Source organism: Bradyrhizobium sp. S3.12.5 (assembly GCF_040548225.1).
GTDB lineage: Bacteria > Pseudomonadota > Alphaproteobacteria > Rhizobiales > Xanthobacteraceae > Bradyrhizobium > Bradyrhizobium cytisi.
The window spans coordinates 64,108-90,825 of sequence record NZ_JBEPRF010000011.1 but is presented as its reverse complement, the minus strand read 5'-3'; the positions used below and the strand labels follow the sequence as shown (position 1 = coordinate 90,825).

Annotated in this window: 24 protein-coding genes and 1 tRNA gene; 9 read left to right on the top strand and 16 right to left on the bottom strand. The window is 63.3% G+C overall.

What is annotated here, in order from left to right; genetic code table 11:
* Nucleotides 1–68: 68 nt before the first annotated feature.
* The 6 genes from ABIC09_RS17820 to ABIC09_RS17795 all read left to right on the top strand — a co-directional run bounded on the left by ABIC09_RS17820 (nt 69) and on the right by ABIC09_RS17795 (nt 4,535).
* Complete coding sequence (locus ABIC09_RS17820) at nt 69–800, top strand: SDR family oxidoreductase (RefSeq protein ID WP_354085292.1); 732 nt, start codon at nt 69–71, stop codon at nt 798–800.
* 21 nt (nt 801–821) lie between these two features.
* Nucleotides 822–1,568 carry an SDR family NAD(P)-dependent oxidoreductase gene (locus ABIC09_RS17815; RefSeq protein WP_354085293.1) on the top strand — a complete coding sequence of 249 codons (747 nt, stop codon included), beginning with the start codon at nt 822–824 and terminating at the stop codon, nt 1,566–1,568.
* A gap of 27 nt (nt 1,569–1,595) precedes the next feature.
* Nucleotides 1,596–2,753 (top strand): serine hydrolase domain-containing protein, encoded by a 1,158-nt coding sequence (locus ABIC09_RS17810; protein WP_354110056.1) that lies wholly within the window; start codon nt 1,596–1,598, stop codon nt 2,751–2,753.
* A 3-nt stretch (nt 2,754–2,756) separates the two neighbouring features.
* Nucleotides 2,757–3,149: a GFA family protein gene (locus ABIC09_RS17805; protein ID WP_148749419.1), complete on the top strand. Its 393-nt coding sequence runs from the start codon at nt 2,757–2,759 to the stop codon at nt 3,147–3,149.
* Nucleotides 3,150–3,328: 179 nt separating this feature from the next.
* A complete protein-coding gene (locus tag ABIC09_RS17800; RefSeq protein ID WP_148749418.1) occupies nt 3,329–4,009 on the top strand; it encodes a site-2 protease family protein in 681 nt (226 codons plus the stop codon).
* Between the two features lie 103 nt (nt 4,010–4,112).
* On the top strand, nt 4,113–4,535 hold the full coding sequence (locus tag ABIC09_RS17795) for a hypothetical protein (RefSeq protein ID WP_354110157.1): 423 nt from the start codon (nt 4,113–4,115) through the stop codon (nt 4,533–4,535).
* A 99-nt stretch (nt 4,536–4,634) separates the two neighbouring features.
* On the opposite strand, the gene ABIC09_RS17790 is transcribed toward ABIC09_RS17795, so the two are convergent.
* The 7 genes from ABIC09_RS17790 to ABIC09_RS17760 form a co-directional block, all read right to left on the bottom strand.
* Nucleotides 4,635–5,426 (bottom strand): TonB family protein, encoded by a 792-nt coding sequence (locus ABIC09_RS17790; RefSeq protein WP_354110055.1) that lies wholly within the window; start codon nt 5,424–5,426, stop codon nt 4,635–4,637.
* A gap of 10 nt (nt 5,427–5,436) precedes the next feature.
* Nucleotides 5,437–5,898: a TonB system transport protein ExbD gene (gene exbD / locus ABIC09_RS17785; protein ID WP_354033984.1), complete on the bottom strand. Its 462-nt coding sequence runs from the start codon at nt 5,896–5,898 to the stop codon at nt 5,437–5,439.
* A gap of 3 nt (nt 5,899–5,901) precedes the next feature.
* The gene (exbB, locus tag ABIC09_RS17780; RefSeq protein ID WP_148749415.1) at nt 5,902–6,915 is read right to left on the bottom strand and encodes a tonB-system energizer ExbB; all 1,014 of its coding nucleotides are present in this window, start codon (nt 6,913–6,915) and stop codon (nt 5,902–5,904) included.
* Nucleotides 6,912–7,601, bottom strand: coding sequence for a Fe2+-dependent dioxygenase (locus tag ABIC09_RS17775; RefSeq protein WP_148749414.1), 690 nt, complete (start codon nt 7,599–7,601; stop codon nt 6,912–6,914). Before ABIC09_RS17775 ends, exbB begins: the two co-directional genes overlap by 4 nt.
* Nucleotides 7,602–7,621: 20 nt before the next feature.
* Nucleotides 7,622–10,135, bottom strand: coding sequence for a TonB-dependent receptor (locus ABIC09_RS17770; RefSeq protein ID WP_354110054.1), 2,514 nt, complete (start codon nt 10,133–10,135; stop codon nt 7,622–7,624).
* Nucleotides 10,136–10,447: 312 nt separating this feature from the next.
* Nucleotides 10,448–12,856, bottom strand: coding sequence for a TonB-dependent receptor (locus tag ABIC09_RS17765; RefSeq protein WP_354110053.1), 2,409 nt, complete (start codon nt 12,854–12,856; stop codon nt 10,448–10,450).
* Nucleotides 12,857–13,091: 235 nt separating this feature from the next.
* On the bottom strand, nt 13,092–13,331 hold the full coding sequence (locus ABIC09_RS17760; protein ID WP_354110052.1) for a hypothetical protein: 240 nt from the start codon (nt 13,329–13,331) through the stop codon (nt 13,092–13,094).
* Between the two features lie 401 nt (nt 13,332–13,732).
* On the opposite strand from ABIC09_RS17760, the gene ABIC09_RS17755 reads away from it, so the two are divergent.
* From ABIC09_RS17755 to ABIC09_RS17745, 3 genes are all read left to right on the top strand, one after another.
* Nucleotides 13,733–14,908, top strand: coding sequence for an efflux RND transporter periplasmic adaptor subunit (locus ABIC09_RS17755; RefSeq protein ID WP_148749411.1), 1,176 nt, complete (start codon nt 13,733–13,735; stop codon nt 14,906–14,908).
* Nucleotides 14,905–18,042, top strand: a complete 3,138-nt coding sequence (locus tag ABIC09_RS17750) for a multidrug efflux RND transporter permease subunit (RefSeq protein ID WP_354110051.1) — start codon at nt 14,905–14,907, stop codon at nt 18,040–18,042. The genes ABIC09_RS17755 and ABIC09_RS17750 overlap by 4 nt, the downstream gene beginning before the upstream one ends.
* 64 nt (nt 18,043–18,106) lie before the next feature.
* The gene (locus ABIC09_RS17745; protein ID WP_187434634.1) at nt 18,107–18,679 is read left to right on the top strand and encodes an invasion associated locus B family protein; all 573 of its coding nucleotides are present in this window, start codon (nt 18,107–18,109) and stop codon (nt 18,677–18,679) included.
* Between the two features lie 45 nt (nt 18,680–18,724).
* On the opposite strand, the gene ABIC09_RS17740 is transcribed toward ABIC09_RS17745, so the two are convergent.
* The 9 genes from ABIC09_RS17740 to ABIC09_RS17700 form a co-directional block, all read right to left on the bottom strand.
* On the bottom strand, nt 18,725–19,444 hold the full coding sequence (locus ABIC09_RS17740) for an ABC transporter ATP-binding protein (protein WP_354110050.1): 720 nt from the start codon (nt 19,442–19,444) through the stop codon (nt 18,725–18,727).
* Nucleotides 19,441–20,208 (bottom strand): ABC transporter ATP-binding protein, encoded by a 768-nt coding sequence (locus tag ABIC09_RS17735; RefSeq protein ID WP_354110049.1) that lies wholly within the window; start codon nt 20,206–20,208, stop codon nt 19,441–19,443. Before ABIC09_RS17735 ends, ABIC09_RS17740 begins: the two co-directional genes overlap by 4 nt.
* On the bottom strand, nt 20,198–21,169 hold the full coding sequence (locus ABIC09_RS17730) for a branched-chain amino acid ABC transporter permease (RefSeq protein WP_354110048.1): 972 nt from the start codon (nt 21,167–21,169) through the stop codon (nt 20,198–20,200). Before ABIC09_RS17730 ends, ABIC09_RS17735 begins: the two co-directional genes overlap by 11 nt.
* A 27-nt stretch (nt 21,170–21,196) precedes the next feature.
* Nucleotides 21,197–22,060 carry a branched-chain amino acid ABC transporter permease gene (locus ABIC09_RS17725; RefSeq protein WP_354110047.1) on the bottom strand — a complete coding sequence of 288 codons (864 nt, stop codon included), beginning with the start codon at nt 22,058–22,060 and terminating at the stop codon, nt 21,197–21,199.
* 67 nt (nt 22,061–22,127) lie between these two features.
* Entirely contained in the window at nt 22,128–23,381 is a 1,254-nt protein-coding gene (locus ABIC09_RS17720; RefSeq protein ID WP_354110046.1) for an ABC transporter substrate-binding protein, read from the bottom strand.
* Nucleotides 23,382–23,778: 397 nt separating this feature from the next.
* Entirely contained in the window at nt 23,779–24,144 is a 366-nt protein-coding gene (locus ABIC09_RS17715) for a DUF1428 domain-containing protein (RefSeq protein WP_354110045.1), read from the bottom strand.
* Nucleotides 24,145–24,296: 152 nt separating this feature from the next.
* Nucleotides 24,297–24,370, bottom strand: a tRNA-Gln gene (locus ABIC09_RS17710).
* Nucleotides 24,371–24,549: 179 nt separating this feature from the next.
* A complete protein-coding gene (locus ABIC09_RS17705; protein ID WP_354110044.1) occupies nt 24,550–25,521 on the bottom strand; it encodes a Bug family tripartite tricarboxylate transporter substrate binding protein in 972 nt (323 codons plus the stop codon).
* Nucleotides 25,522–25,587: 66 nt separating this feature from the next.
* Nucleotides 25,588–26,718 (bottom strand): iron-containing alcohol dehydrogenase, encoded by a 1,131-nt coding sequence (locus ABIC09_RS17700; protein ID WP_354110043.1) that lies wholly within the window; start codon nt 26,716–26,718, stop codon nt 25,588–25,590.

Here is a 26,718-nt window from a genome sequence, read left to right as displayed (position 1 = left end):
GCAATTTTGTCGCGGGCTCCTCGCAATGACGTGGGGTTGGCATTCGAATGAACACAAGGGAGAATAACATGGCAGACCGCCTCAAGGGTAAGCGCGCCGTCATCACGGCTGCAGCCGCAGGCATCGGGCGCGCATGCGCCCTCGCATTCGCGCGTGAAGGCGCAACCGTCATCGCCACCGACATCAACGAGGCCGGCATCGCGGGCCTGACCAAGGAAGGCATCGCCGAGACCGCAAAGCTCGACGTGCGCAACACCGCCGACGTCAACGCCTTCGCCAAGCGGATCGGCAAGATCGACATTCTGCTCAATGCAGCCGGCTTCGTGCATCACGGCACCATCCTGGAGTGCTCGGAAGAGGATTTTGATTTCTCGTTCGACCTCAACGTCAAGTCGATGCACCGGACCATCAAGGCATTCCTGCCCGGGATGCTCGCGGGCGGTGGCGGCAGCATCGTCAACATCTCGTCCTGCGCGGCATTGCGACCGCCGGCGAACCGCTACGTCTACAGCTCGTCGAAAGCAGCGGTGTCGCTGCTGACGCGCGCTGTCGCGCTCGACTTCATCACCAAGGGCATCCGCTGCAACGCGATCTGCCCCGGCACTGTCGAGACGCCGTCGATGCTTGATCGCGCCGCAGCCCAAGGGCCGCAGGGCAAAGAGATGTTCGTCTCCCGCCAGAAGATGGGCCGGCTCGGCACCGCCGACGAGATCGCGTCCATGGCGGTCTATCTCGGCAGTGACGAAAGCGCCTTCACCACCGGCGTCGACCTCGTCGTCGACGGCGGCTATATGCTCTGATCACTCCGGGGATCACATCTCATGAACAAGATTGATCTCAACGGCCGCGTCGCTGTCGTCACCGGCGGCGCGCAGGGTTTTGGCCGCGCGATCGCCGAGCGCTTCGTAGCTTCCGGCGCCAGGGTCGCGATCTGGGATTTCGACGCCGCGCTGGCCGAGAAGACGGCGAAGGAGATCGGCGACAACGCCCGTGTCTTCAAGGTCGACGTCACCGACACCGCCGGCGTCGATCAGGCGCGCGACGCGACGCTTGCCGCCTTCGGCAAGATCGACATCCTCGTCAACAATGCCGGCATCGCCGGCGTCAACAAGCCGGTCTGGGAGACCGATCTCGAGGAATGGCGCAAGGTGCTGCGCATCAACCTCGACGGCCCCTTCATCGTCTGCAAGGCCATCGTGCCTGTGATGCTCAAGCAGAAATACGGGCGGATCGTGAACATCGCCTCGATCGCCGGCAAGGAAGGCAATCCGAACGCCTCGCACTATTCGGCGTCCAAGGCCGGACTGATCGCGCTGACGAAGTCGCTCGGCAAGGAGCTCGCCGCCCATGACATTCTCGTGAACGCGGTGACGCCGGCTGCGGCGAAGACGGCGATCTTCGACCAGATGACGCAGCAGCATATCGACTTCATGCTGGCGAAGATCCCCAAAGCGCGCTTCGTCCTGGTGGAAGAGCTCGCCGCGATGGCGGCGTGGCTTGCATCCGAAGATTGTGCCTTCTCCACCGGCGCGGTCTTTGATATTTCCGGGGGACGGGCGACCTACTGAAGCACTGGCCGTCCGAGGGGGCTGACCATGGACCTAGGACGTCGGGATTTTGTGAAGCTCGCAGCGAGCGCAGGCGCGCTGCCGCTGCTGTCATCGACGACACTCGCGCAGCTCGCACCCAACCCGCCGAGCATCCGCCCGCCCTCGCCGGCCGAGCGCACGGCGATGAGCCGGCTGGCGCAGACCTTCATGGACAAATTCGAGGTGCCGGGGCTCTCCTTCGCGATCGGCTATGCGGGTGCGATCGTCCATCAGGTCGCCTTCGGCGTTGCCGATCGCGAGCAGAATGAAGCAGCGACGCCGCAGCATCTGTTTCGCATCGCCAGCGTCAGCAAGATGATCACCTCGGTCACGCTGTTCAGGCTGATCGAGGAGAATCGCGTCAAGCTCACCGACCGCGTGTTCGGCCCCGGCGCGCTGCTCGGCACCGACTACGGCGCGCCGCCCTACTCGCGCGGCATTGACCAGATCACGCTCGAGCATCTCCTGACGCATACCGGCGGCGGCTGGACCAACGACAACAGCGATCCCATGTTCACGCATCCGCACATGGACCATGCGCAGCTGATCACGTGGACGCTGGCGAACCGGCCGCTGGACCGTCCGCCGGGGCAGCACTACGCCTACTCCAATTTTGGCTATTGCGTGCTGGGCCGCGTCATCGAGAAGCTCACCGGCCAGCACTACGCCGAACACGTCCGCACCGAGGTGCTCGGGCGCTGCGGCGTCACCGACATGACGATCGCCGGCAACACCCGCGATCAGCGCCAGCCCGGCGAGGTCGCCTATTACTGCAAGGTCGAAAGTCCCTACGAGATGAATGTCCGGCGGATGGATTCCCATGGCGGCTGGATCGCGACGCCGACGGACCTCGTGCAATTCCTGATGCACGTCGACGGCTATGCCCGGCCTGCGAACATCCTGCGGCCGCGCAGCATCGAGGTCATGACCACGGCGCCGAGCTACAGTGCGGACTACGCCAAGGGCTTTTGCATCAACAAGTCAGGAAACTGGTGGCACAATGGCAGCCTGCCCGGTACCAGCACCATTGCGGTCAGAACCCATGGCGGCTTCTGCTGGGCCGCCTTCACCAATGTGAGCCGGCCGAACACCAGGATGGATGACGAACTCGATGAGCTCAATTGGAACATGGCCCGCCAGGTCAGCGAATGGCGGGTGGCCTGAACCATGATCCGGGAAGGTGGATGCCTGTGCGGCGCGGTGCGGTTCAAGGCGGAGGGCGAGCCGCTGAACGTGCGCATCTGCCATTGTCGCATGTGCCAGAAGGCGATGGGCTCGCCCTACTTCGCCCGCGCCCAGTTCGACCAGAAAGCGCTGACCGTCGAGGGCGACACCGGCCGCTATGCGTCGTCGGAGAATATCGACCGCGTGTTCTGCAAGACATGCGGCACGCGGCTATTCTCCTGGCGCCGCAACGGTACGCTGGCGGGCGTGGCGCTCGCGACCTTCGACGACCGCAACGCCTTCACACCGACCGAGCATATCTGGGTCAGCGAGAAGATCGGCTGGGTCACGCTCGAGGAAAGTATAATCCAATATATGGGGACGATCCCGACGTAGCCCCTCCGGCGGCAGGCACCGCGCCAAGACAAGCCTCGGTGCCAAGGCTGCCGGGCCCGACCGATCATTTGCAGCGTGGCATTTCGGAACCGGCCACCCTATGTTGAGGTGAAGCGTTGCTGCACCGCCGGTTTGGCCGGGTCGTCTGCAAGGCGACAGGCAAAACCGGGATACGCGACGTGAACATTTCCTACTATGACCTCTCGGTGTGGGTGCTGCCGCTGGTGCTCGCCATCACCTTCCATGAAGCCGCGCACGGTTTCGTCGCGCATCGTCTTGGCGATAACACGGCCTTCCAGCTCGGCCGCGTCAGCTTCAACCCGCTCCGCCACATCGACCCGTTCGGCACATTGATCCTGCCGGCGATGCTGCTGTTTGCGCATTCGCCGTTCCTGTTCGGCTACGCTAAGCCGGTCCCGGTGAATTATCGCAATCTCAAGAATCCCAGGCTCGACATGGTCTGGGTCGCCCTGGCCGGCCCCGTCACCAACATCCTGCTGGCGCTCGCAGCGGGCCTCGCTCTCCATGCGCTGCCCTGGGCTCCGGCCGGTTCGGCGCAATGGATATTCGACAACCTCAAGAATGCGCTGCTGATCAACGCCGTGCTGGCGGTCTTCAACATGATGCCGATCCCGCCGCTCGACGGCGGACGGGTTGCGGTCGGGCTGTTGCCGCGGCCGCTCGCCCTGCCCCTGTCGCGGCTCGAGCCGTTCGGCATGATGATCCTGATTGCGCTCTTGATCCTGTTGCCGCTGGCGGGTTCCCAGTTCGGTCTAAATCTTGATGTTATTTCAGCAATACTGCGAACGTTGACCGGTTATGTGATTCAAGCTGTTCTCTTGCTGACCGGCAATGCGTAGTTGAAGCGTTAAAGATCCTGCACTTCAAGACTCTGCACTTGAATATCCTGCACTTGAAGACAAAGCCGAAGGGCTAGAGGCCAACTTGGTCAAAGCTGCCGATATGCTGATCGCGCGACGCGCCGACACCCGTGCCCGCGCCGATTTCGCCACCTGGAAGATGATGGCCAAGCTGAATGGGTTGTCGGCTCTGCCCGAGGACGCACAGGGCTTCCTCGACGGCTACAAGAAGCTCTTGCAGCGAATGAGCGAGGGCGAAGCGGCAGAGGCCACCATCGCCGAGGTCTACAAATCCTATTATCTGGAGATGGGCGGCGCCGGGAACCCGCCCGATGTCCGCAGTCGGCCGGCTGAGCCGGTGGCGGACAATGTTACCGCCTTCCGGCGCCCGGCCCCCAAGCCAAAGAAGGCCGCCAGGTTCGGGGCGACGATGTTTGGTGGAACCGAGAAGCGCCCCCTCCCGGTGGCGCTGATCTTCGCCTGCCTGATTGTGGTCTACGTCTCGATCAAGCTCTACTGGCGCTGACGGCTAAAGCGCGATGACGTCATCGCGCTTTAGCCTATTGTTTAAGCATGATCTTTTCGGAAAACCGCTTCGCACTTTTCCGGATCATGCTCTGGCCGCTTATTTCGACGGCTTCTTGAAATTCACCGGCAGGCTGAAGGCGAACTGATCGTCCGTGAGGTCGGCCGGTGGGACCGGCACGGGATCAGAGCGGCGCACCATGGAGATGGCCTCGCTGTCGAAGGCGGGATCGCCCGAGGACTCGGCCACGTCGACGGAAACCACATTGCCGCGTCGGTTCAGGACCAGGCTGAGCTTGACCGTCGTCGTCTTGCTCTTGTCCTTGGGATAGCGCTTGTGAAGCTCGAAATAGGCGCTGATCCGCTTGCCCCACTCGGCCGTCAGCTTGCGAATATCCTTGCCGATGCCCTGGTGTGGGGCGGCCGCCTTCTCATCCTCGCGCGCGTCTTCGTTCAGGGCCTGCCTCGCCGATTCCTGCGCGTTCGGCATCTCCTCGACCGCCTGGGTTTCGACCTTGGCCACCTTGGTGGTGTCCTCGACCGGCTTCTTGGAGTCGTTTTCGGTGACGAGGCGGTCCGGGTCTTCGGCTTCCTGAGGTATTTCCTTCGGCAGGTCAGTCTCTTTCACCTCGGCCTGCTGCTGCATCTGTTGCGGCTGGAACTGCGAGGCTTCGCTGTCCGGGCCAGGCGGCAGATCCGTCTCCGGGAGCTTCGGCGAGGTCATCTCGACGGCATATTCGGCGCCGTTGGCGCCGAGGCCGTCGTCACCGTCGTCGGCACGAAGGTTGGCGAGGGCCAGCGCGGCCCCGCCGAGATGCAGGCCGATCGCGGCAATCGCGGCCAGAATCCAGAGCCGCCGCGATGGTTTCGCCTCGATCACAGGGTCGGACATCGCGCTGCCATCAGGGTTGGACCGCCCCCTGCGCCGGCCCAGCCGCCGCAGGAGGTGCTTCGAGCGCCACCAGCTTGATCCGAGAATAGCCGCCGGACCGCAGGATTTCCATGACGCCCATCAACTCGCCGTAAGGCACGGCCTTGTCGGCGCGGAGGAACACGTATTTGTCCTTGCTCATGTCGGCGATCCCGTCGAGCGAGCTGACCAGATCGGTCCGCTTGACCGTATTTTCTCCGATCGCGAGCGTCAGATCGGGCTTGATGCTGACATAGGTCGGCTTGTCCGGCTTCTTCTGTGGCGTCGCGCTCGAGGTCGGCAGGTCGATCGGCAGATCGACCGTCGACAGAGGTGCAGCGACCATGAAGATGATCAGCAGCACCAGGATGACGTCGATGAACGGCGTGACGTTGATCTCATGCGTTTCCGCGAAATCGTCGTCGTCATCGTTGTCGGTGAGCGAGACTGCCATGGCCTACTCCGCCGCGCGCGAATGCGCGCTGCCGTGACTGCGATCGAGATCGCGCGACAACAGCCGGGCCGCAGCACCCGAGGCGCGGCTGACGAGCTCGAGATAGCTCTTCGTCACGCGCGAGAAGTGATTGTAGATGATGACGGCGGGGATCGCCGCGACGAGGCCGATGGCGGTGGCGAGCAGCGCCTCGGCGATGCCCGGCGCGACCACCGCGAGGTTGGTGGTCTGCGACTTCGAGATGCCGATGAAGCTGTTCATGATGCCCCACACGGTGCCGAACAGGCCGACGAAGGGCGATGTCGAACCGATGGTGGCGAGGAAGCCCATTCCGATGCGGATGCGCCGCTGCTCCGCGCGCACGATCTCGGCGAAGCTCGAGGCCGCGCGCTCCTTGATGCCGGTATCGCTGGACAGGCCGGCCGACATCCGCGCCTCACGCAGCGCGGCCGTCAGGAACGACGGCAGGATGCCCTCCTTGCTGCCGAGCGCCATCTGGGCTTCCGCAAGCGAGCGCACCTCCGCGACCTTCTTCAACGCCGAACGGAGCTTGGCGGACGCGACCGACAGCTCGATCGACTTCGCGATAAACACCGTCCAGGTCACGAGCGAGGCGAAGGCAAGCCCGATCATCACCGCCTTCACGATGATGTCCGCCGACATGAACATAACCCAGGGCGACAGTTCCTTCATCGCCGGCACGATGCCGGCCTTCGCAGTGCCACCCGTGTCGGATGCCGGGGCCACGGCAGCCTCGGTCGCGCTGGGCGCGGCGGCTGCAGGCCTAGCCGCCGTGGGGGCGGCAATCGATGGCGCGGGTGCCGTAATCGCGCTGGGCTGTGCCGCGACGGCGGGAGCAGCCGGAGCCGGCTGAGCCGCCACAGGTGCCGGTGCCGCAACCGGCCGTGCCGGCGCGGCCGGCTGGGTTTGCGTCTGGGCAGAAACAGGAGCAGCGAGCCAGGTGGCCGCCAGCAGCACGGCTGCAGCGAGGCTTGCTTGGAAAGATGTGATCTTCATACTTCGGCCCAGATGCGAATGAGGTTGTGATAGATACCCGTCAATTTGACCGTTTCGGGATCGTCACGCCCGAGCCGAGCCACCAGTGCCTGAATGGCGGTGTCGAGGTCAAAGATCATGCTGCGGGCTTGATCTTCCCGTATCATGCTCTGAACCCAGAAGAAAGACGCAACCCGCGCCCCTCTGGTCACCGGGGTGACCAGATGCAGGCTGGTCGAGGGATAGAGCACGCAGTCCCCGGCTGGCAACTTGACTTCGTGCGAGCCGTAGGTGTCCTCGATCACAAGTTCGCCACCGTCGTAATCCTCGGGCTCGCTGAGGAACAGCGTGACCGAGAGATCCGTGCGGATGCGAAGGCCGGTCAGCCGGTCGCCGCGGATCGCGTTGTCGACATGCAGTCCGAAATGGTGGCCGCTGTCCGCCGCATAGCGGTTGAACAGCGGCGGAAAGATCTGAAGCGGGATCGCCGCGGCCAGAAATCGCGGGTTCGCCGTCAGCGCCGAGATGATACGATGGCCGAGCTTGCGCGCGACCTCGCTATCCGGCGGCAACTGCTCGTTGCGCTTGACCATGGCCGACTGCGCGCCCGCGGTGGAACGGCCGTCCTCCCATTCGTTGGCGTCCATGATGCGGCGGAAATCCGCCACGTCATCCTTGCTCAGGACACCGTCTATGCATGTCAGCATGGCACCTCGTCATCTCTCCATCAGTAGCGCGCAGAGATCACCAGGTAGGCGGCGCGGCCCGGTGCTTCCAGCACGAAGGGCGCGGCGCTCTGGTACAGTGCGTCATAGTAGCGTTTGTCGAAGATGTTGTTGACGAACAGCTTGAGCTGCCAGTTCTTGTCGATCTTGGCTTCCGCGAACGCGTCGAACCGCCAGTAGCTCGGGATCGACGTGCCCTGGTTGGCCGCGAGGAATGTGCCGCCGTAAATCTTCGAGCGGTACACCGCCTGGCCACCAAGTTCCCACGTGTCGTTCAGCTGGTACTTGCTGAGCATGCTGAATGACTGATGCGCCACGTTCGAGAGCGGCAGGCCGACGTTCGTCGCGTAGAGAATTGGGTTCGCAGGCGGAATTAGCGACTTCGTGACTTCCGATTGCATCAGCACCAGACCGCCGAAGACGCTCCATTTGTCGGTGATCTTACCGCCGACGCCGAGGTCGATACCGCGGATGCGATAGGCTGCACCTGCAGTGATGAGGGATACGATGCTTCCTCCGGCCCCTGCCACATTGCGGGATTCACGCGCGTTGTCCTTCTCGGTCTGGAACAACGCAGCGGTCAGCAACAGATGCCTGTTGAACAGCTCCCATTTGGTCCCCAACTCGATCGCCTTGTTCTTTTCGGGACCGAAGATCTGGTTCGGATTCCCGTTGAGTGACGGAGCAAGGCCACCATACTGAACGCTCGTCCCGTCGAATTCAGCACCGACTGGGTTCGATGATGTGGCATAGGCAACATAAACACTGCCGTTCGGCAGCGGCTTCAGCGTCAGACCGAGATTGAAGTTCGGCAATCCGTACTCTTGCTGCTGCTGACCGAAGGTATTGGCGACACCGCCAACGGTGCCATACCCGCTCACCTTGATGTTGTAGTCATCATAGCGGAAGCCGCCATTCAGGATGAGCAGATCGTTGTAGTTCGCACTGTCCATCACATAGACACTCTTGGTGTCGATTGTGACCTTGGTGGGCAAACCCGACAGACCTCCGGGAATTCCGAACGGAAGATTCGTGAACTGCGGATTGAAGACGCTAACGCCGGATAACGATCCGGTTCCGCTGAAGCCGCCCAGGGTTTCGGAGCTAAGACCGAGATATTTGTCGATCGACAACCTTTCATTGTCGTATTCGAAACCGGCGAGCGCGGTGTGCTTGAAGCCGGCATCGTCGTTGAACTTGTAGGTCGCCTCGGTCTGATTGGCGATCACGTTGACAGTCTGGAAGCGGCTCTGCGGATTGGCGCTGAGTGTCGAGGCCGAAAGCGGCGTGGCAAGAACCGGACCCTCCGGGAGCGTACCGATGTAATTCTGGGTTGAATAGGAATCCCGGAACTTGTTGGTGATCAGCAAATCAGGCGTGATCTGAACTTCGGCATTGAGCGAGCCAATGTCCTGCCCCGTCCGGAAGAAGTCACGGTTGGCGAAGCCGTACCAGTTGTTGCGATTGGCGCCGAAGTCGGGGAACGGTCCGCCCGCGGTGCTGGCCGTGCTCGGCCGGTAGTAGGGCACACCGAAATCCGGCAGTCCGGTCAGCTCGGTGTGGATGTAGTTGGCCTGGATCTTGACCGCATCAATCGGCTTCCAGGTCGTGGCCACAAATGCGCCGTCGCGATTGTCCTTGACGTAATCGCGTCCGGCGACGCCCGCGTCCTGAAACATGCCGCCCGCACGCACCGACCAGGTCGAATCGATCACCTGGTTGACGTCGAGCACGACACGCTTGGTCTTGTCGGTGCCAAACGTGGTGTCCATGTTGTAGAAGCTCTTCTCGGTGGTCGCCTGCTTGGTGACGATGTTGATCGCGCCACCGGCCGTGCCACGGCCTGCGAAAGTCGATCCCGGCCCGCGCAAAATCTCGACCTGCTCGGTGAAGAAATTTTCACGAACGCTGACACCGGAATCGCGCACGCCATCGATGAAGACGTCGTTGCGGGCATCGAAGCCGCGGATGAAGAAGCGGTCGCCGAAGGCGTTGCCGCCCTCGCCCGTGCCCAGGGTCACACCGGCGGTGCTGAGAATGGCCTGCTTTAGCGTCGTGGCGTTCTTGTCCTCGAGCACTTCCTTGCTCAGAACAGTGATCGACTTTGGCGTGTCGACCAACTTCTCCGGAAACTTGCCGCCTGCCTGGACATGATCGACCTTGTAGGGCGCAGCCGGGTCCGCATAGGGATTGCGATCGGGCGCCGGACCGGCCGCATCGAGAACCGGGCCGGTTGCGGCCTGCTGACGCTGTGCGGCACGGCGCAGCGCGTTGCGGGCGCGGACCTGCTCGGGCGTCGGCTTCGCCGCGGTGGAGCGCGGCCGCTCCTTCGGCGCGTCGACGTTCACGGGCGGCAGAGTTGACTGCTGAGCCTGCGCGCCGGTCGAGACGGACGCGACCGCAATCAAGCCTGCAACGGTGGAAACGGTCTTGCCTGCCGCGGCATCGAAATTGCTGCCAAATGATCCCCGCGCCGCGGTCGAACGCAACGACCGCGGAGTTCTCGCCATACCCATCCTACGCCCCATTCCATTTCTGCAGTGTGTCGCATTGCGACAATGCGACACACTGGTGGTAACGAGCGGGGCAAAGGGGGTCAACGAAGTCACGGCAGCAGCAACCTTGAATCGATCCAGATCAAAACGATTCTAAACTCGAGCTTGAACCGTTCTAAATTCGAGTTTGTAGGCGTTCTAAACTGGAGCCGGTGTATGACCCTGCAATGCCGGCTCTCGCGCATCGCAATGGGTAACGGAAGCAGAGGGATACCTGCCGTAGCAGGCACCCCGGGTTTGGATCGGCGCAATCAGAACTTCATCAGAACTTCATCAGAACTTGGCCGTCGTGATCAGATAGAACGCCCGCCCCGGCGCGACCGCGACGAACGGCACGGCGCTGCGATAGAGCGTGTCGTAGTAGAGCTTGTTGGTGAGGTTCTGCGCGTAGAACTTCATGGTCCAGTTTTTGTCGATCTTCTTCTCGACGAACGCGTCGAAGCGCCAGTAGCTCGGTAGCTCGTTGCCGGTGTTGGCCGCGAACGTGCCGCCATAGACCTTGGAGCGGTACACGGCCTGTCCGCCGACTTCCCAATCGCCGTCGAACTTGTACTTGGTCAGCATGCTGAACGACTGGTGCGCGACGTTGGCGAGTTGCAGGCCGAGATTGGAGGCGATGTTGCTCTGCGTCACCTTGGACTGCATCAGCACTAGGCCACCGAAGATGCTCCAGCGATCGGTGATCTTGCCCTCGGCCTCGATATCGATGCCCTGGATGCGGTAGGCCGCATTCGAGGTCAGCAAACCCGCGGCGTTGGTCTCGCGCGCGTTGTCCTTCGTGGTCTGGAACAGCGCCGCGCTGACCAGCAGGTGACGATCGGCGAGCTCCCACTTGGTGCCAACCTCGGCCGCCTTGTTGCGCTCGGGTCCCAGCAGAACGGTCGTGTTGGCGGGAACGCCGCCGTAATCGGTGGCGGTCGCGTCAAGCTCCGACCCGAACGGATTGGCCGAGGTCGCATAGGCCGCATAGATGCTGCCGATCGACGTCGGCTTGTAGACCAGGCCGACGTTGTAGTTGACCAGATCGGAGTTCATTTTCAGATAGGCCGCGTTGGTGGACGAGCTCATGCTGTAGCCGTCATAGCGGATGCCGCCATTGACGATGATGGTGTCCTGCCAGTTCGCAGTGTCCATGACGTAGACGCTGCTGGTGTTGACGCCATAGCGTGTCGGATTGCCCGTCAGCGACGGCGTACCGAAGCCACCGACATAAGTGGACTGGGGTGAGTAGAGATTGATCCCCGGGAGAGCCCCGTTGCTCGTGAAGCCGGCGCCGGCCAGCTCCGATGCGAGGCCCGAATAACGGTCGATAGAGATGTTCTCGTTGGTGTATTCAACGCCCAACACCGCCGTGTGCTTGACCCCGCCGGTGTCGAGCTTGAACGTGGCCTCGTTCTGGTTGGCCCACACATCCACGGTCTGGTAGCGGCTCTGCGCACTCGCCGTCGTGGTCCAGAGCAGCGGATTGATGTTGGTCGTCACCGGGTTCTGCGGCAGCGTGCCGATATAGTTGAGCAGCGAATGCTCGCCGCGCACCTTGCTGCTCAGTGTGATGGCGTCGTTGACCTTGTACTCCGCGGTCGCAGTGCCGAAATCCTGCCGCGCGGTCTGGAAGTCGCGGTTGAGAAAGCCGTACCAGGTCCCGCGCGGAATGCCGGCCGACGTCACCGGCACGTTGCCCTGCTTGTAATAGGGCACGCCGAAATCGGGCAGGCCGCTGAGATCGGTGTGGACGTAGTTCGTCGTGATCTTAATGTCGTTGGTCGGGGTATACTTGGTCGACAGGAAGGTGCCCCAGCGATCGTCAGTCACGTAGTTGCGGCCGGCGACATTGGCGTCCTGGAACAGGCCGCCGGTGCGCACCGAGAACGAGGGATCGACGACCTGGTTGACGTCGAGCGTGACGCGCTTGGTCCTGTCGGTCCCGAACTCGGTATCCATCCGCTTGAAGTTGACGTCGCCGGCCTGCTTGGTCACGATGTTGATGGCGCCGCCGGCGGTGCCGCGGCCCGCATAGGACGATGCCGGTCCGCGCAAAATCTCGATCTGCTCGGTGAAGAAGTTCTCCCGGATCGACACGGCGGGATCGCGGATACCGTCGATGAAGACGTCGTTGCGCGCATCGAAGCCGCGGATGAAGAAGCGGTCGCCGAAGGCGTTGCCGCCCTCGCCAGATCCCAGCGTCACACCAGCGGTCGAGCGCCCGATCTCCTTCAGCGTCGTGGCGTTCTTGTCCTCCAGCACTTCCTTGCTGAGCACAGTGATCGTCTTCGGCGTGTTCAGCATCGGCTCGGGAAACCTGCCGGAGGCCTGGACGTGGTCGACCTTGTAGGGCGCAGCCGGATCGGCATAGGGATTGCGATCGACGGCATCGGCCGGCGCCGGTGCGGCGGCGGCAGCCTGCTGCTGCGCCTGCTGGCGCTGCGCGGCGCGGCGAAGCGCGTTGCGCGCACGGACCTGCTCCGGCGTCGGCTTCGAGGCCGCCGGACGCGAACGCTCGACCGGTGCATCGACATTCACCGGCGGCAGGCTCGACTGCTGCGCCTGCGCGCCGCTCGACATCGACGCCACCGCGATCAGGCCGGCAACGGCCGACACCGCCTTGCCGGAATTGCCATCGAGTTCAAATGAATTTCTTGCCGCGATCGCACGCAACGATCGCGGAGCCACCGCGAGCCCCATTCCAACACACCCCATTTAAAGTTCGTCGATACGCAACATGCGCGACGAACGACGAGGTGGTGCTATCCATCACGAAAAATCAGGTCAATGCGAGCAGGCGCGCGCGACCACTTGAATCGCTCTAGTTCAAATCGATTCTAAAATTGCGAATCTGAAATAACCGAAAATGTCGCGCGACACGTTGAAGCAGCCAGACACAGCCGCGCTTGTCTTCGCGCGTCATTTTGCGCAGCCGTCAGTCGCTGCTCGGCGGCTTCATCAGCGAGAACAATTCGTCGACGTTGCGCTGCGCGGTCGCGCGCACGCGATCGGAATTGTCCATGCCGGCGATATTGACGCCGTTGACCACGGCTTTGATCTCGTCTCGGAAGTCGGTGAGGAAGCGCAAGGGATCGCGCTGCTCATTGGCGACGCGTGCGATCAATCCCGTGATCAGAATCTGACACGCGATCAGCTTGCCGTTCAGCTCGTCCATCATATGCTCCCGTTGTGGCGGGCCGATATGAACGACACTGATTTTCCTGACAACCGAAACGGCACACGGCCGGTTTAGAACCGTCCTAATTGCGATCACTCCGAAACTTTGAAGATGCGTCCTGCCGCGTGCAACGCCACGCGCATGAGTGACCACTCACGCGGTCCGCGAGCACTGCCCAGCTTTTGCACTTTGCCGGCTTACAGCGGGAAAATGCAGCACTGCACACCGCGGCGTCACCCGTCTGCCTAAGGGGTGCAAAGCTTTCCAATTGTTTAGGATTCTCAACCGATAGTGCTGTTTACACTGGAACTTGGCGTGTATTATACAACAGGCGCCGGGAACCCGTTTGCTGGCGTCGCATTTCGTTCCTTTGGGCATACAAGCCGATACGAATAGATATGAAAAAGTCACGGCCGATCCTGTGGATTGTCATCATCGCAGCTGTGGCCGGAGGCGGCTATTACGGTTGGCAGCGCTTCTCGGCGTCTGAGGCCGCGAAAGCCCAGACCGCGCAGAAGGGTCCGCCGCGGGCCCCCGCCGTGCCCGTCAGCGTTGCGCCGGTCCAGAAGGCCGACTTCCCGGTCTACCTCACCGGCCTCGGCACGGTGCAGGGCTTCAACACCGTACAAGTCCGGACCCGGGTGGACGGCCAGATCGACAAGATTGCCTTCACCGAGGGCCAAATGGTCAAGCAAGGCGATCTCCTGGTCGAGATCGATCCGCGCCCGTTCCAGGCCGCCTTCGATCAGGCCAAGGCCAAGAAGGCGCAGGACGAGGCCAATCTCGCCAACGCCAATCTCGATCTGCAGCGCTACACCAAGCTCGGTGAATTCGCGACGCGGCAGCAAACCGATACGCAACGCTCCACCGTTGCCCAGCTCACCGCCCAGATCGCCGCCGACGAAGCCGCGATCGCCAACGCCCAGACCCAGCTCGACTACACCCAGGTCAAGTCGCCGATCACCGGCGTCGCCGGCCTGCGCCAAGTCGATATCGGCAACATCGTCAACGCCTCGACCCAGACCGGCGTCGTCACCATCGCCCAGGTCGAGCCGATCACGGTGATCTTCACAGCGCCCGAAGACCAGCTGCCTTATATCAGCGAGGGCCAGAAGTCCGGCGAGCTCAAGGTGATTGCGTTCACCACCGACGGCAAGAAGACGCTGGCCGAGGGTAAGCTCGCCGTCATCAACAACCAGGTCGATACGACCAGCGGGACTATTCGGCTCAAGGCGGTGTTCGCCAACAAGGAACACACGCTGTGGCCGGGACAATCGGTGTCGACACGCCTGCTGGTGCGGACCCTGAAGGATGCGACCATCGTCCCCGACGACGCGGTGCTGCATTCCACCAACGGCCTCTACGCCTATACCGTCGGCCAGGACAACAAGGCCGAGGCTCGCAAGATCAAGGTCAACTACGCCATCGACGGACGTTCGGTCGTCGAGGAAGGATTGAGCCCAGGTCAACAAGTCATCACCGGCGGTCAATACAAAGTGCAGCCCGGAAGTCTCGTGTCGACGGCCGTGGCGAGTTCGGATCCGGTTCAGAAAAGCAAGGTTCAGCAGGAATGACCGAAGGCGGGATTTCGGCACCTTTCATCCGTTATCCCATCGGCACATCGCTGCTGATGGCCGGCATTCTTTTTGTCGGTCTCGTGGCCTATCCCCTGCTGCCGGTCGCCCCGCTGCCGCAGGTGGACTTCCCGACGATCCAGATTACGGCCAACCTGCCGGGCGGCAGCCCGGAGACGATGGCTTCGTCGGTTGCGCAGCCGCTGGAGCGCCAGTTCGCCCAGATTCCCGGCATCGCGCAGATGACCTCGACGAGCTATCTGGGCACTGCCTCGATCACCATCCAGTTCGACCTCAACCGCAGCATCGACGGCGCCGCCAACGACGTGCAGGGCGCCATCAACGCCGCCAGCGGCCAGCTGCCGAAGAACCTGCCCTCGCCGCCGACCTATCGCAAGGTGAACCCGGCGGACTCGCCGATCCTGCTGCTGTCGGCGACGTCGGACACGCTGCCGCTGACCACTGTCAGCGATTCGATTGACGCCCAGCTCGCCCAGCAGATCAGCCAGATCTCCGGCGTCGCGCAGGTGTTCATCGGCGGCCAGCAGAAGCCATCGGTTCGCGTGCAGGTCGACCCGGCGAAACTCGTGGCCAAGGGCCTGTCCCTGGAGGACGTGCGCAGCGCGATCGCGATCACCACGGTCGACAGCCCCAAGGGCAATATCGACGGCGACAAGCGCGCCTACACGATCTATGCCAACGACCAATTGTTGCAGTCCAAGGATTGGAACGACGTCATCATCGCCTACCGCAACGGCGGCCCCTTGCGCATCAAGGACATCGGCCAGGCTGTCACCGGCGCCGAGGATGCCAAGCAGGCAGCCTGGGCCAACGGCAAACGCGGCGTGTTCCTGGTGGTGTTCAAGCAGCCCGGCGCCAACGTCATCGAGACCGTCGACAGGATCAAGGCCACCCTGCCTCGGCTCGTTGCTGCAATCCCACCCGCGATCAAGATCGAGCTGATCAGCGACCGCACCACGACGATCCGCGCCGCCGTCGAGGACGTCCAGTTTACGCTGCTGCTGACCATTTTTCTCGTGGTGATGGTGATCTTCGTCTTCCTGCGCAGTTTCTGGGCAACCGTCATCCCCGCCATCACGGTGCCACTGGCGCTTCTAGGCGCCTGCGCCTTGATGTGGGTATTCGGCTATTCGCTCGACAACCTGTCGCTGATGGCGCTCACGATCGCGGTCGGATTCGTCGTCGACGACGCCATCGTGATGCTCGAGAACATCACGCGCTACATCGAGGAAGGCGAAAAGCCGCTCGCCGCCGCCTTCAGAGGCTCCAAGGAAATCGGCTTCACCATCGTGTCGATCAGTGTCTCGCTGGTCGCGGTGCTGATCCCGCTGCTGCTGATGGGCGGCATCATCGGACGCCTGTTCCGCGAGTTCGCCGTCGTGCTGGCGATGACCATCTTCGTCTCGATGTTCGTGTCGCTGACCTTGACGCCGATGATGGCCTCGCGCTTCCTGCGCTCACATGGCGAAGTGACCCATGGTAAGTTTTATCAGTGGAGCGAGCGCGCGTTCGACGCGATGCTGCGCGGCTATGAATACGGACTCGACCGCGCTCTCGCCTGGCGCCGTACCACGCTCGTCATCTTCTTCGCCACCCTGGCGCTGTCGGTCTATCTGTTCGTCCTGATTCCAAAGGGCTTCTTCCCGCAGCAGGATGTCGGCCTGATCACCGCGACCTCCGAAGCCTCCCAGGACATCTCCTTCGCCGAGATGCAGCGGCGGCAGGTCGAGCTCGGCAAGATCGTGCTGGCCGATCCCGATGTCGCGACGACGGCGATGAACATCGGCGGCAGCGGCCGGGCCGGCAACAACGGCAACATGTTCATCACCCTGAAGCCGCGCAACGAACGCCAGGCGTCGGCGCAGCAGATCATCGCGCGGCTGCGTCCCCAGCTCGAGAAGGTCGCCGGCGCCCGCCTTTATATGCAGGCGGCCCAGGACGTCCGCCTAGGTGGCCGTCCGACCCGCACGCAGTTTGAGTTCACCTTGCAGGACGCCGACCTCGGCGAGCTCAATTCGTGGGCGCCCAAGATTCTCGCGAAGATGCAGACGCTGCCGGAGCTGCGCGACGTCGCGACCGACCAGCAGACCCAGGGCACCACGGTCCAGCTCAAGATCAACCGCGACACCGCATCGCGCTACGGCATCCAGCCGCAGCTGATCGACGACACGCTCTACGACGCCTTCGGCCAGCGCCAGGTCACGCAGTATTTCACCCAGCTGAACAGCTATCACGTGATTCTGGAAATCCTGCCGGAGATGCAGGGCAACCTCGATTCACTTAACAAGCTCTATCTGAAATCGCCGCTGACCGGCGATCAGGTGCCGCTGTCGACGTTCGCGACCTGGACCACCGATCCGGTCCGTTCGCTCTCGATCAGCCATCAGGGTCAGTTCCCGGCGATCACGATCAGCTTCAACCTCGCGCAAGGCGTGGCGCTCGGCCAGGCCACCGAGGCCGTGCAGAAGGCGATGGCCGATCTCGGCGCGCCGGCGACGCTGAACTCGAGCTTCCAGGGTACGGCGCAGGCGTTCCAGCAGTCGCTCGGCACCGTGCCCCTGCTGATCCTCGCGGCGCTGGTCGTGGTCTACCTGATCCTCGGCATCCTCTACGAGAGCTACATCCATCCGATCACGATTCTATCGACCCTGCCCTCGGCCGGCGTCGGCGCGCTCCTGATCCTGATGGCCGCCGGCTTCGACTTCAGCCTGATCGCGCTGATCGGCATCATTCTGCTGATCGGCATCGTGAAGAAGAACGGCATCATGATGGTCGACTTCGCCATCGCTGCCGAACGCGACGGGAAGACGCCGGAGGAATCGATCCGCCAAGCCGCGCTATTGCGCTTCCGTCCGATCATGATGACCACGATGGCAGCACTTCTCGGCGGCGTGCCGCTGATGCTCGGCCACGGCACCGGCGCCGAGATCCGCCAGCCGCTCGGCTACGCCATGGTCGGCGGGTTGATCGTCAGCCAGGCGCTGACGCTGTTCACCACGCCGGTGGTCTACCTCTATCTCGACAAGTTCTCGAACCTGTTCTCGGGCCGCTCCGCCGAGGGCGAAGGACACGAGAGGTCGGAGCACGGCACCGTGAAGGAAGCCGCCGAGTAAGCTTGCGCCGCGGCTCCCGCGACGCTACAGCGAGCCCCTCGGTTCACGCCAACGCGGTCTCGCCATGCCCATGCAATCCAGACTTGTCGTTCTCGCCGCCGCCCTTCTGCTGTCGACGGGTGTTACGTACGCCCAGCAGGGCGCCAAGAAGAACGCAGCTCCCGCGGCGCCTGCCACGCAGCCCGCGCCCGCACCGACCCAGCCGCAGCAGGCCGAAGGCGCTCCGGCGCAGCCCGGCTGGATCGCGCGCTGCACCAGCGCGAGCCGCGATGCTCCCCTCGAATGCGCGATCGAGCAGAACGCGGTCCTGACCAAGACCGGCCAGACTATTGTCCTGATCAACATCCGCATCGCGCCCGACACCCGTACGCCGGTCGCCCTGCTCCAGCTGCCGCTCGGCCTCAACCTGCCGGTCGGCGCCAAGCTTCAGGTCGACGAGGGCAAGACGGTCGATCTCCCGATCCAGACCTGCGAGAACCGCGGCTGCTATGCCTCGACGCCGATCGCGCCGGATCTGCTTGCGAGCCTGAAGTCGGGCAAGCAATTGAAGGTCTCCTTCCAGAACATGGCCAAGGAGACCATCGCAATCCCGATGCCGCTCGGCGATTTCGCGACGGCCTACGACAAGATCAAGTAGCGGGCGTCTCGCTCTCGAACACTGACCAGCTCAAGCCGAGATCGGTCACCCGACCCCGAGATAGGCCTTCTGCACCTGCGGATCCTCGGCCAAGGCTGCCGCGGTGCCGGACAGCACGCTCTTGCCGACCTGGAGCACGGTCGCGAAGTCCGAGACCTCCAGTGCGAGCTCGATCGACTGCTCGGCGAGCAGGATGGTCAGGCCTTCGCCATGCAGGCGACCAAACGTTTCGTACATGGACTCGACCACCGCCGGCGCGAGGCCGAGCGAGGGCTCGTCCAGCATCAGGAGCTTCGGATCGCTCATCAGGGCGCGGCCGACCGCGAGCATCTGCCGCTCGCCGCCCGACATGGTGCCGGCGCGCTGGTTGCGGCGTTCCTTCAGCCGCGGGAAGATCTCGTAGACGCGCTCGAGCAGCGCGGCCTGGCGCGATTTGTCGTGCAGCGGCGTTGCGCCGAGCATGAGATTGTTCTCGACGCTCTGCTGCACGAACAGCCGCCAGCCCTCCGGCGACAACGCCAGCCCCTTGCGCACGATCGTGAAGGCCTTCTGGCCGGCGATGTCCTCGCCGCGAAAGCTGATCGTTCCTGAATGCACGGGGATGAGGCCGGCGATCGCATTCAGCGTCGTGGTCTTGCCGCCGCCATTGGAGCCGAGCAGCGCGAAGACGCTGCCCTCGGGCACCTCCAGCGAGACGTCGGAGACACCAATCAAGTCGCCGTAGCGCACCTCGAGACGCTCGATCCTGAGCAACGGTCCGCTCATAGGTCCGGCCCGCCCATCAGTTCGATCGGCGTGTGGCCGGCGGCGGCCTTCGCCGCGCGCTTGCCGAGATAGGCCTCGATCACAGCCGGGTTCGAGGTGACCTCACGTGGGCTACCGCGGGCGATTTCCTTGCCCTGGTGAAACACCATGACGCGGCTGGCCAACGACATGATCACCTCCATGATGTGCTCGACGATGACAAGTGTGATGCCGGAACGGTGGATATCGCGGACGAGATCGATCGCGAGCTTCACCTCATGCGCGTTGAGGCCGGCCATGGCCTCGTCGAGCAGCAACACTTTTGGCTCGGTCGCGAGCGCGCGGGCGATCTCCAGACGCTTGCGGCCGGGCGTGCCGAGCGAACGCGCCGGCGCATCCGCAAGCCGGCTCATGCCGACGCGCTCCAGCACGGCGCGCGCCTTGGTCTCGGCCTCCTGGCGATGCGCGGTGCGCAGGAACGCACCGATCATGACGTTCTCGAGCACGGTCATGCCTTCAAAGGTCTGCGGCACCTGGAAGGTGCGGGCAAGCCCGAGCCCGGCGCGCAGCTCCGGCGTGACATCGGTGATATCACGTCCCTCGAACAGCACGCGGCCGGAGGTGGTCTTGAGATCGCCGGTCAGGCAATTGAAGAAGGTGGATTTGCCCGCGCCGTTCGGGCCGATCAGGCCGAGAATATCGCCCTGCTCCAATGTCACAGAGGCATCGTCCACCGCCTTGAAGCTGCCGAACGCTTTTGTGATGCCGCGCGCCTCAAGGAGCATGGCTTGCTCCCGTGTCGGATGTTGGTTTCCTGCGCCGCGTGAACAGGCTGAGCAGACCACCGGGCTGGAATCGCGCGATCAGCACGATGATCGCGCCATAGAGCACGAAGGTGAGGCCTGCGCCCCTGCCGCCGAGCCAGCTATTGGAGATCTCTTCCAGTGGCACCAGGATCGCCGCACCCACCAATGGCCCGAACAACAGCCCTGCCCCGCCGAGCGCCGCCATGATCAGGATTTTCACCGAGATCAGGATGCCGAGGCCTGACTCGGGGTCGACAAAGCCGAACATCATCGCATAGAGCGCGCCGGCGACGCTGGTGAACGCGGCACTCAGCATGTAGGCGTAAAGCTTGGTGCGGCTCGCGGGGGCGCCGAGCGAGCGCGCGGCGCGCTCGGAATCCTTGATCGCACGCAGGTAAAATCCCATCCGGCTGTTGGTCATCCACCAGGTGACGAGCAGCGTGACCGCGAGGATGACGAGGAAGAGATAATAGTACGGCAGCGACGACAGGAACGAGAGATCGAAGATGTTGCGCGGTACTGTCGGCCCCGAGAGGCCGACCGCCGCACCCAGCCAGTCGGTGTTGGTGACGATCAACCGCATCGTCTCGGCGACTGCGATCGTCGCCATGCTGAAGTAGTGCCCCGACAGCCGCAGCGTCGGCACGCCGATGATCGCGGCGAGCCCCACTGCAATCACGATGCCGCCGGGAACGCCGAACAGCGGCGACAGGCCGAACTTGGCGTAGGACCCCATCGCGGCATAGGCCCCGCAGCCGAAGAACACGACATGGCCGACCGAGACCTGGCCGGCATAGCCGCCGACGATGTTCCAGGCCGACGCTGCAATCGCGTAGAGCAGCACCAGCGCACCGAGGCGCTGCTGGAACGGCGAGGACAACAGCAACGGATAGGCGATCGCAATCGCTGCGACGACCGAGAGCCAGATCAGGCGCCGCATCACATCTTCCCCATCAGGACTTCTCCATCAGGTCTTGCCCATTAAGCCTTGTGGCCTGAACCAGAGGAAGAGCAGGAACATGACATAGACGATGATGTCCTTGTAGACCGCACCGATCAGATAGCCGGAGAGCGACTCGATCACGCCGATCAGAAGACCCGCGACGAGCGCACCGGGCACGCTGCCAAAACCGCCGAGCGAGACCGTGACGAAGGCGACGATGCCGAGCGTCTCGCCGACCGTCGGCACGATGTAGAAGAAATTCGCGATCAGCGCGCCGGCAAGCCCCGTGGCGCCGGCCGCGATCGCCCAGGCGATCGCCTGCATGGCGTCGGGCCTGATCCCCATCAGCTGCGCCGCAGTCTGATCCTCCGCCACCGCCAGCATTTTCGAGCCGAGCGAGGTGCGCGTCAGCAACAGATGCAGGCTGAGCGTCACCAGCAGCGCGACCACGCCGGCCAGCAGCCGCGAGGCCTCGATGCGCAGGCCTGCAAACGCATAGGTGCCGCCGACGATGTTCTGCGGCATCGACAAGAAATTGGCGCCGAACCACCAGAACACGGAATAGCGCAGCAGGAGCGCGAGCCCAAAGGTGCCGAGAATCTGCGCCAGCATCGGCCCCTTCATGATGTCGCGGATCAGGGCGAAGTAGACGACGACGCCGACGGTTGCGAGAACGAGCGTTGCCAGCGGCGCACCGAGGATCGGCCCGCCGCCCATCAACGTATAAACTACGTAGGCGACATACATGCCGAGCATGACGAAATCGCCATGCGCGAAATTGACGATGTTCATCATGCCCCACACCAGCGTGAGGCCGGAGGAAAACAGGGCATAGACAGCGCCAAGCAGAAGGCCGCCGACAATCACCTGCACGAGGACAAAGGACATCAGCCGCGTTGCTCTGATCAGATCATATTAGGACAGACGGGGCGCGCGGCCCCGCCTTTAAAAAATCTCACCAGCCCTTGTAGGGCAGCGCCGGCGGCTTTTCCGCATTCGCCTTCGGCCACACCGAGACGTAGTTCTCGCCGTCCTGAAGCTGGATGATGGCGCCGGACGCCAGGATGTTCTGGCCCTTGTCGTCGAACTTGACGCCCTTGTAGCCGATCATGAGCTGGTCGGCCTTCAGGTCCGTCGCCTTCAGAGTGGCCTGGACTTTTGCCGGGTCGGTCGAGCCGGCGCGGTCGATGGCGTCGGCCAGCACGAAGAAGCCCTGCATCCGGCGGGCAACCGTGTCATCCATCTCCTCACCGCTCTTCTTCTTGTACATGTCGGCGATGACGGCCGACACCGAGCCCGGCGGTCCGACGACCCAGGACGAGCGGTTGAACACGCCTTGCGAGATCTTGCCGACCGCCTTGATGAAGGAGGGGTCGGAATAACCGGCATCGTCGGCAAGCAGGATCGCCGGCTTGTAGTCGAGCGACTGCATGGTCTTGGCGAACAGGATCGCATCCGACGTGTAGCTGATCATGATGATCACGTCGGGCTTCTTATCCTTGAGCTGGAGCACCTGCCCCTGCAAATCGGTCGCATTGACGGGATAGGCGACGTCGAGCGCGACCGGTTGTCCCTTCTCCTTAAAGGCGGCGCTGATCGTGTTGGCGACCGAGGTGCCGTATTCGGTGTTATCATGGACCAGCGCGATCGCGTCGGTCTTGGCGCCGGTCGCCTTCATGTCGGCGAGGAAGTCGGTGTAGATCTTGGCGAAGTCCGTCGCGATCGGCGTGGTGCGGAAGAACCATTTGAAACCGCGCTCGGTGAGATTGGCGGCGACCGATTCCGAATTCAGGAAGGGAATGCCGTATTTCTCGGCGATGGCGCTCGACGTCAGCGTCACTCCGGACTGATACGAGCCGAACACGGCCGCGACCTTGTCTTCCGTGATCAGGCGCAGCGCCTGGTTCTGCCCCGTCGCCGGGTTGCCCTGGTTGTCGGCGAAGACCGCCTCTATCCTGGCGCCGCCGAGGCCGGTAAGGCCTGCGTTCTTCGCCAGCGGCAAATTGCCAAGCTCGGGATGGGCGTTGTTGATGATGTCCATGGCGACTTCGAGCGCCGCCTTGGCGTGCGCGCCGATCGAGGCGGTGCCGCCGGACATCGGCATGATCACGCCGATCTTGACCACCTTGTCCTCGGCGCGCGCGCCGGCCGCGAACGCAAGGGACATCGCGGCCGCGCAAAGCAGCCCCGTGACATGCTTCAATGTCATGAGATCAGACCTCCCAAAGGGTTTCCCCAACCAAGATTTTTTGGAAAGCGTGGGCGAGGCGCCCCGCTTCCGTTTGATTTATACCTGGCGACGAGAGGATGGCATGCCAGCCGGATACCGGCAAGGTGAAACGAATTGCGACGATGCTGGATAAGGGAGCAGCGATCACGCACGCTGCTTCCCGCATTCGGTCTGGCGTCGTTCGGTGCAGGGATAACAACCGGAGTGACTATCATCGCTGTCTTGCGGCTGCGCAGATCTCTAGGATGGATTAGCCCCGCGGATTGCGCGAAGCGCAAACCGCTCGGCGTAACCCACCACGTCTATTTCCGCGGACACGAAAGAGGTAGGTTACGCCAGCGGACTGCGCTTCGCGCGGCCGCAAGGCTAACCCACCCTACGAAGCACGCTCGGCCAACGCCTGAAGCAACGTCGTGAAGCCGCCATAGATCATGCGCTTGCCGTCGAACGGCATGTCGGCGGCCTTGAGCCGCGGATCGGCCATCACCTTGGCGTTGACGGCATCGCGAGTCGCCCGGTCGCGGTAGACGATCCACGAGAACACGACGATCTCATCCTCCGTTGCCATCACCGCGCGGGGAAAGGACGTGAGCTGGCCGTAAGGCACGTCGTCACCGATACATTCGACGTAGTCGAGCGCACCGTGCTCCATCCACACCGCGCAAGCCGTTCGGGCCAGCGCCTTGTAGGCCTCGATCTTGTCCTTGCGGACAGCCAGCACGAAACCGTCGATATAGGGCATCACTGATCTCCTTGGGTTGTACGTCAAGGACGATCGGATCTGCCCCGATCCGACTGGCAATGGCGATGTCGGGATGAAGCAAACCGTCGCGAGCCGCGGCACGGCGGGCCGTCGGATCAGAGGTAATTCAGACCTGTGGGAGTGCCTGGAATTGGCTGGGGAACTAGGATTCGAACCTAGACAAACAGAGTCAGAGTCTGTTGTGCTACCGTTACACCATTCCCCAACGGAATAGCCGAACAAATTCAAGGTCTTACCGATCTGTCCGACTGCGGCCGGCCGCGCGTTTGGCGCAAATCGCGGCTCAGGCGTGGCAGCCTTCTACCTGCTCAGCCCTAGGCTGGCAAGCGCGGCTGTAAACGGATCAAGCGCAGCCGCCACAGCTTCAAGCACGCGCCCCGCCCCCTACTCCACCTTGATATTCGCAGCCTCGATCACCTTCTTCCACCGCTCCGTCTCGGAGGCGATATATGCCGCGAACGGCTCGGAATCGACCGCGACTGCGGTGGCGCCGAGCTCGGCCATCTTCTGCACCGTCTCCGGCTGCTGCATGTAGGCGCGGATCTCGGCCGAGAGCTTTTCGACGATCGGCTTTGGCGTGCTGGCCGGAACGAAGAAGCCGTGCCAGGCGACCGCTTCGAAACCGGGGAGGAATTCGGCCACGGCCGGCACTTCCGGATCGAAGGCGGCGCGCTTCGGCGTTGCGGTGGCAAGCATCGCGAGCTGACCGGTCTTCACCTGCGGCAGCAGCAGCGGCACGTTGTCGAAGGCGAGATCGATCTGGCCGCTCAACAGGTCGGTCAGCATCTGGCTCGAGCCCTTGTAGGGCACGTGCACCATCCTGGTGCCGGTCATCTGCTGAAACAGCTCGCCGGCGAGATGCTGCGAGGTGCCGACGCCGGCCGAGCCGAACGAGACCTTGTCCGGGTTCGCCTTCAGATAGGCGATCAGCTCCGGCACGGTCCGCGCCGCGATCTTGCTGGGGTTGACGACGAGCACGTTGGGCACGACGCTGATCTGGGCGACCGGCGCCAGGTCCCTGTCCGGCTGATAGCTGAGCTTCGGCCCGTACAGTGACGGATTGATCGCGAGCGCCGACGTGCTGGCAAGCCCGAGCGTGATACCGTCGGCGGCCGACTTCGCCAGCCGCGTCACGCCAAGGATCGAGCCGGCGCCGCCGACATTCTCGACCACGAACGGCTTGCCGAGCTTCATCTGCAGATGGTTCGACACCATGCGCGCAAAGATGTCCGCGGTGCCGCCGGCGGCAAAGGGCACGATCACGCTCACCTGCTTGGACGGATAGCCGTCCTGCGCACTCGCCGGGGACATCGCCAGCAGAATTGCCGAAGCAAGACCAAGCCACATCGATCTCATCGAAGTTTCCTCACCTTTTACAGTATTGTTGTTGAGTTGCCGCGGGCGCGCGGCGGAGATAGCTAGCTAGAACCCGACCTCGTACATGCTCAGGATCGCATCCCGGCTCAGATCGCGCGGATTGTTGTCGAGCAGCCGGCGAATGGCGTGCGCCTCGTCGGCCATCACACCGAGATCATTCCTGGGCACGCCGAGCGCCGACAGCCGCATCTCGACGCCGAGATTTTTGCAGAACGCATAGGTCGCATCGAACGCAAGCTTGGCATCGTTACACTCCGGGAGACCGAGCGCGCCTAGTACCGCGATCGTCTTCGCCTCGACGGCCGGCATGTTGAACGCCAGCGTGTGCGGAAAGATCACAGCACAGGCGAGACCGTGGGCAATGTGATGCCGTGTGCCGAGCGGATAGGCCACGGCGTGTCCGGCGGTGGTGTTCACCGGCCCCAGGCAATAGCCGCCATACAGCGAGGCCAGCGACAGACCGGCGCGCGCCTCGCGATCGCCGCCGTCGGCCACCGCGCGCTTGAGATAGCGCCCGACCAGCCGCGCGCCTTCGAGCGCATAGAGATCGATCGTCGGATGCGCCTTGCGGCTGGTATAGGCTTCGACGCAGTGCGCCAGCGCATCGACGCCGGTGGCTGCAGTGATCTCCTTTGGCACGGTCATCGTCATGTCAGGATCGACGATGGCGATATCGGCCAGCATGAAGCGGCTCTGCACCGCCTGCTTATTCTGGCTGACGGGATCGGTGACCAGCGCGCGGGTACCCGCCTCGCTGCCGGTACCGGAGGTGGTCGGAATCTGCATCAGCGCGACGCTGCGGCCGGCGACCTTCTCCGGCCCGACGATGTCGGCAAAGGCGACATCACTGGTGCAGAGCACGGCGACCAGCTTGGCGATATCCATTGCGCTGCCGCCGCCGAAGCCGACGACGAGATCGGGCTTGACGTCGCGCGCCATCGCGACCGCCTTCTCGAGATTGGGCAGGTCCGGCTCGGGCTTGACGTCGCCGAACACTTTGACTGCGCCCGGCAGGGCCAGCGTGTCGACGCGACGCGCATTGAAGGGATCGGAGACCACCATCGGCCGCTTGGCACCGATCCGCTCGGCGAAGCGCGCTGCTGCAGTGATCGTGCCGTTGCCGAACTCCAGGATGGTGGGGCGGAGAATTTCGATGGGCGTGAAGGCGTTGGTCAT

Bases quoted from the DNA above. Each gene is read 5' to 3' on its own strand.
- ABIC09_RS17790 (WP_354110055.1), bottom strand. From the start codon at position 5,426: ATGTCCGACCCTGTGATCGAGGCGAAACCATCGCGGCGGCTCTGGATT.
- ABIC09_RS17775 (WP_148749414.1), bottom strand. From the start codon at position 7,601: ATGCTGACATGCATAGACGGTGTCCTGAGCAAGGATGACGTGGCGGAT.
- ABIC09_RS17805 (WP_148749419.1), top strand. From the start codon at position 2,757: ATGATCCGGGAAGGTGGATGCCTGTGCGGCGCGGTGCGGTTCAAGGCG.
- ABIC09_RS17705 (WP_354110044.1), bottom strand. From the start codon at position 25,521: ATGAGATCGATGTGGCTTGGTCTTGCTTCGGCAATTCTGCTGGCGATG.
- ABIC09_RS17820 (WP_354085292.1), top strand. From the start codon at position 69: ATGGCAGACCGCCTCAAGGGTAAGCGCGCCGTCATCACGGCTGCAGCC.
- ABIC09_RS17715 (WP_354110045.1), bottom strand. From the start codon at position 24,144: ATGCCCTATATCGACGGTTTCGTGCTGGCTGTCCGCAAGGACAAGATC.
- ABIC09_RS17740 (WP_354110050.1), bottom strand. From the start codon at position 19,444: ATGAGCGGACCGTTGCTCAGGATCGAGCGTCTCGAGGTGCGCTACGGC.
- ABIC09_RS17720 (WP_354110046.1), bottom strand. From the start codon at position 23,381: ATGACATTGAAGCATGTCACGGGGCTGCTTTGCGCGGCCGCGATGTCC.
- ABIC09_RS17725 (WP_354110047.1), bottom strand. From the start codon at position 22,060: ATGTCCTTTGTCCTCGTGCAGGTGATTGTCGGCGGCCTTCTGCTTGGC.
- ABIC09_RS17760 (WP_354110052.1), bottom strand. From the start codon at position 13,331: ATGGACGAGCTGAACGGCAAGCTGATCGCGTGTCAGATTCTGATCACG.
- ABIC09_RS17795 (WP_354110157.1), top strand. From the start codon at position 4,113: ATGCTGATCGCGCGACGCGCCGACACCCGTGCCCGCGCCGATTTCGCC.
- ABIC09_RS17745 (WP_187434634.1), top strand. From the start codon at position 18,107: ATGCCCATGCAATCCAGACTTGTCGTTCTCGCCGCCGCCCTTCTGCTG.
- ABIC09_RS17755 (WP_148749411.1), top strand. From the start codon at position 13,733: ATGAAAAAGTCACGGCCGATCCTGTGGATTGTCATCATCGCAGCTGTG.
- ABIC09_RS17770 (WP_354110054.1), bottom strand. From the start codon at position 10,135: ATGGGTATGGCGAGAACTCCGCGGTCGTTGCGTTCGACCGCGGCGCGG.
- ABIC09_RS17730 (WP_354110048.1), bottom strand. From the start codon at position 21,169: ATGCGGCGCCTGATCTGGCTCTCGGTCGTCGCAGCGATTGCGATCGCC.
- ABIC09_RS17815 (WP_354085293.1), top strand. From the start codon at position 822: ATGAACAAGATTGATCTCAACGGCCGCGTCGCTGTCGTCACCGGCGGC.
- exbB (WP_148749415.1), bottom strand. From the start codon at position 6,915: ATGAAGATCACATCTTTCCAAGCAAGCCTCGCTGCAGCCGTGCTGCTG.
- ABIC09_RS17765 (WP_354110053.1), bottom strand. From the start codon at position 12,856: ATGGGGCTCGCGGTGGCTCCGCGATCGTTGCGTGCGATCGCGGCAAGA.
- ABIC09_RS17735 (WP_354110049.1), bottom strand. From the start codon at position 20,208: ATGCTCCTTGAGGCGCGCGGCATCACAAAAGCGTTCGGCAGCTTCAAG.
- exbD (WP_354033984.1), bottom strand. From the start codon at position 5,898: ATGGCAGTCTCGCTCACCGACAACGATGACGACGACGATTTCGCGGAA.
- ABIC09_RS17810 (WP_354110056.1), top strand. From the start codon at position 1,596: ATGGACCTAGGACGTCGGGATTTTGTGAAGCTCGCAGCGAGCGCAGGC.
- ABIC09_RS17750 (WP_354110051.1), top strand. From the start codon at position 14,905: ATGACCGAAGGCGGGATTTCGGCACCTTTCATCCGTTATCCCATCGGC.
- ABIC09_RS17700 (WP_354110043.1), bottom strand. From the start codon at position 26,718: ATGACCAACGCCTTCACGCCCATCGAAATTCTCCGCCCCACCATCCTG.